The organism is Trichococcus sp. ES5 (assembly GCF_900067165.1).
Taxonomy (GTDB): domain Bacteria; phylum Bacillota; class Bacilli; order Lactobacillales; family Aerococcaceae; genus Trichococcus; species Trichococcus flocculiformis.
Map to the genome: position 1 here is coordinate 1 of NZ_FJND01000045.1, position 5,016 is coordinate 5,016.

The following is a 5,016-nucleotide window of genomic DNA, read 5'->3' on the forward strand; positions in this document are numbered from 1 at the left end:
GATTGAAAGCCGCATTTTTTCCATTTGAAATCAGTTGAAGAGTAGGTGTAGCCTTCTTCTTCGAGAACCATTGCTTTGGCAGCTTTCGAACCGGAACGGATTTTGTAGGACATGATATATTCGAATCCGATGGATTTTAGGAACACCAGATTTTTTTTGGAATTCAGCCCTCGATCCGCTGTAATGATCATCTTGGAGATGCCGTACTGCTCCTTCAATCGTATGAGTACAGGCTCCAAAGTCTTGAAATCATTGGTGTTTCCAGGGAATAATTCATAGCTGATCGGAATGCCTTTGTCATCGATGAGGAGTCCCATCACAACCTGAACTTGATTCACTTTGTTGTCCTTTGAGTAGCCAAATTTCTTCAAATCATCTGCTTTGACCGACTCAAAATAATAAGTCGTGACGTCATAGAAGGCAACCGAAAGGTTGCGGTCGAAAAACTGACTGATCTGCTTGTTCAAATGTTCCTCTAACTGGTTTTTCTGTGATGCCAAAAAAGGCAAGGCGCGATACATCTGTTCCAATTCACAAGGGAATTCGCTTGCGAAGCGATCTTTCCCCTCAAATGTGGAACGTTTTGAACCAGGGAACAATAATCGGGAGTAAACCATCAATGCGATTGGCGTTTTAGTAGAGAAATGAATGTTTGTTTCCTTTTTCTGGCGGTACTGCAGAAAAGAATCAAGCTTCAGTTGATCCCACAGCCATTGATAGACTTCATAGCCATAATTTTGTACCGGAGCGCCTGTAGCACTCGGTTGAGCACTGGCGTGCTCGATAAACGCGCTCACGCGTTGGGTGGCCATCGAAACTTCCGTATGTTCTTTTTCCAAGTTCATCTGGTCCACTTTTTTCTGAAGTTCTTCGATAGCGTTGGGGTTCTCCGCTAGTAACTTCTCTTTGTTTCCAAAATTTTGTATCACGCGAATCTTTGGTTTCTTTGTTTCGGGATCCCTGTAAGATTCCGCGATGCGCACGTATTCCTGATTCCGATTTTTGAAAATTTGAAGATACATTTCCGACACCACCTTTACAGCTATTATAACATATATACATCCATATATACAATATAAAAACAAGTGAAAAGCGCTAGAAACATTATAAAATTAACGTTTCTAGCACTTTTTGATTGATTAAACTGTAAAAGTCGGGACCAAAGTCGATCGCTGACCGTTCCCCTTTGCGCGTTGATCCAAAACAGGTAGCTCTATGACTTCCTTAAAAAAGGAAATGCAGGTCAGGACGCGTGTCCTAACCTGCAGACTGCATGAAGCAGTTCGTTCATCCACTTTTTTACCTGACAAACCCATAAAATGGGAACAACAGAAAAGGACCGGATTCGGACTCCGGCCCCAGACTGTTCGCAGTTTTTAGTTCCTTCAGCGTGTTTCTGCTAAATTCATCAGCTTAACCCTAAAAAATGTAGCGAGGACATCATATTCGTTCATTCAAAAAGGTGAGGTATGTATTGCGATCAAATATTTATAATAAGATGGGGTAATTTCGGGGAAGTTTTCGGCTACGGGATAGACAGAAAAGAAACTTCAGACTGCTCCATTAGTGATTGATTGATATAAATCTACCTCCAGCGAGTGCTTAAGAAACATGTTATCCGATTGGCTGTGCATACTTGCCATTTAAACAAAAGTTACTTACCTTAGTAAGAGCTCTCTTACTAAGGTAAGTATAACACCCGTGCGCATTTTTTTCTATTTGTTTTTTTATGCCCAAAAACAACGAAATGTAAGCCGATGTTGAACACCATGAATTTACAAGAAACCACAAACCTTGCTGCATCAATAAAGTTAGGTTTGTTTATCATTTTATCTTACTAATTAATCGGGAAAACATCGGTTAGAATATTAGCTGAACGACCGAAGAAAGTTTAATATCCTTACATTCACGCAAGGGGAAATACAAAATTGTTTTTCGCTGAATGGTCCAAATTTTATCGCCATCTTGTCAGTCCTTTTGATAAAAAGTACACAAATTTAATACAAGATAGCCAAAAAAGATGACAGCCTTCGAAACAGTCAAACTATTGTCCTTTCGAATTTCGCCGCAACAAAAGAAAGCCCTCAGCGATACCCGATAGTTTCCGGGTGCCGCTGAGGGCTTTCCTTTGTTTGCTTTTTTAATTACAAAATCGTATCGCCTTCGCCGTAAGAGCTGCGGCCGGCTTCGATGATGCCTTGGTTGCTGTCTCCGTTGTAGATGGAGTTTTTGACCAATACATAATCGCATTTACGGATGGCGGAGATGTCTTTTCCGCCCGCATAGGAGATCGAGGATTGCAGATCTTCGCGCATTTCGTTCAATGTGTCTGCGATCGTGCCGCGGTAAGGCGTCAAAATCTTTTTGCCTTCCACGTTTTTGCGTTGGCCTTTTTGGTATTCGGAAGCACTGCCGAAGTACTCTTTGTACAAACGACCGTTGATTTCCTTCGTTTCGCCCGGTGACTCGTCGTGTCCAGCCAATAATGAGCCGACCATGACCATCGTCGCGCCGAAGCGGATCGATTTGGCGATATCTCCGTTTGTACGCACGCCGCCGTCAGCGATGATCGGTTTGCTTGCAGCTTTCGCGCACCAGCTTACCGCCGCCAATTGCCAGCCGCCTGTACCGAAACCAGTCTTGATTTTGGTCGTGCAGACTTTACCAGGTCCGATTCCCACTTTTGTAGCATCGGCTCCGGCATTTTCCAATTCACGGACGCCTTCTGGAGTGCCCACGTTACCGGCAATCAAGAATGTTTCCGGCATCACAGCTTTAACGTGCTTGATCATACGGATGACTTCATCGGAATGACCATGCGCCACGTCGATTGTTGTATATTCAGGAACGGCTTTTTTAGCCGCCAATTCATTCACGAAATCGAATTCTGCCGCTTTGATCCCCAAACTGATCGAAGCAAACAAACCTTTTTCATGCATGTGTTGGATGAACGGCAAACGGCTCGCCTCATCGAAACGGTGCATGATGTAGAAATAACCTTCTCTGGCTAATTTTTCAGCAAGTTCTTCATCCAGAATCGTCTGCATATTCGCAGGCACCACCGGCAATTTGAACGTACGGCCACCAAGCGCGACAGTCGTGTCGCATTCAGAACGGCTTTGCACAACGCTCTTATTCGGAATTAATTGTACGTCTTCATAATCAAAAATTTTCATTTCTATTTCCCTCTCTCTGCTAGTGCACAAATCCTTTTTGGGAATCGCTTTACACAGACACGGACGTGAAGGCAAAAAATGTCTTCTATCGTAAAGTCCCAATAGTAAGTTACACTACTCCCCCACGTTTGTCAAAGATTAATTGGTGAGAATCAATTACGCTGTTCGCTTTTTTTGTAGAATTGAAAGAGAAAAAACAAAGCCGATGGCTTTTTCAGTCGCAAATATGCAGAATATGGGCCTCTTAATACCGATCAGTATGTGTGGGCATAAGCAGGATTCTGTTTTTTTCATACGAAGGCATGACAAAGAAACGTACGGATATTCTATTTTTTAGAGGTTACGCTACCCAAGCATTCAAATGACCCAACTCATTTTTTTGGATATTCCGTTTAGCGAATGCCAACATGACCAGAAAAGCCATGGTTACGAAAAGGTTCATTTTCTTTTCACCCCGTATAGTATGTTGCTCAAACAAGAAATCACGATCAAGACGCCCATTCACCCGTTCAATCGCAGTCCGCTTCTTGTACAGCCGCTTGAATTTGTGGCTATTACGCGCTACTTTATTGAAAACACGCCGATTATCCTCCCGTTTGATTCTGAAAATACGGGAATCCTGGTGTTGCGGTTTGAATCCGTAACGAAGGGAATCAGTCGCACTATCATAGCCTTTGTAAACCAACGCCACTTCCTGTCCTCTTTCATCGACATAGAAAACTTTCCCGTTATAAGTATAGGTCAAATCGGTATCACGGTATTGTTTAGTAGGTCCCTCTTTTTTCCACTGGTTCTTAATATCGATAATCGGAATAATGTCTCTCGATTCAATTTCATCCAGCAGGGGGCCTCCGTCATACCCTCTGTCTGCAAGAAGATAGTTGCAGCTTTTCAATTGAGCATCCGGCAATGCCTTTATTAGTCTTTTCGCGACCGTAGGCTCGCCTTCCGAAGCCTTTGTAAGTTCATAGCCAATCGGCAGTTCATAAGTGGCATCGATGATCAAATGCAATCGATAGCCGAACCACTTCTTCTTGTTCGTCACTTTCTCTCCTGAAGGTGTAGTAGTGGTGTATTGTTTGATGGTAAAGTTCGCCTCAGTGTCCCTTCTGCCGTCTTCTTGTTTATTCTGATTGGGCCCTTTCGCGTAGGAGGGAATGATTTTCCCATCTAGAGCGAGGATTTCGCCAAACCCATCTAGGGAGACGTACATCTCGTCCACTAGCTCGTGGAACATAACATCCAGCAAACCTTGGTGCTGCAACAGTTTCTTTACGAAACGGGAGAAAGCGGCTTCCGTGGGAGCCAACTGATAACGATAAGACCCTTTTTTCGTACGGATGATCCGAGTTTGGAATCCGCATACCTCCCGGAGTTGGCTGTTGCGCTTCAGTTCCCGGATCAAAGCTGCAACTGTGGGGTGTTGGAACACGAAACTGGCAAGGAAAGCCCGCCACATGGTGAACACAGGATAATCATTCCGCCCCTTCCCACGTTCTTCTTCCAAAAGGGCGATGAGTTTCTCGTCCGGCAATGCATTCAGCACGTCATTTAATTTCTCTAAATCCCCGAGCTGGTTATTTTCAAAAATGGATAATTGTGTTATTCTGTTCATAGAAAAAGCGACCTCCTTAATATTTTGTAGTGACTATATTTTACTGCTATTTCAGCAGTATGGGGCGCTTTTTCTTTTTTTTTTTACATTAGTCGCAAAATCCATAAAACAATAGATCGCCAAGGTGAAAGTGCTGTAACAGCAGGCTTTCACCTTGGCGATTTTTATTTTGCTACATCCGCTATCCTTAGAGCCCCAAGGGCTCCAGAACAGCGTAATTGATTC

At 43.5% G+C, this 5,016-nt stretch carries 3 protein-coding genes; all 3 read right to left on the minus strand.

Features of this window, described 5'->3' with window-relative positions; genetic code table 11:
• Positions 1–1,022, minus strand: a 1,022-nt coding sequence (locus tag TES5_RS14710; RefSeq protein ID WP_157080424.1) for an IS1634 family transposase, incomplete at its 3' end; no start/stop codon positions are given.
• 1,122 nt (positions 1,023–2,144) lie between these two features.
• Positions 2,145–3,176 (minus strand): GMP reductase, encoded by a 1,032-nt coding sequence (locus tag TES5_RS14715; protein ID WP_068562704.1) that lies wholly within the window; start codon positions 3,174–3,176, stop codon positions 2,145–2,147.
• Between the two features lie 340 nt (positions 3,177–3,516).
• A complete protein-coding gene (locus TES5_RS14720) occupies positions 3,517–4,791 on the minus strand; it encodes a transposase (protein ID WP_068562705.1) in 1,275 nt (424 codons plus the stop codon).
• Positions 4,792–5,016 lie beyond the last annotated feature (225 nt).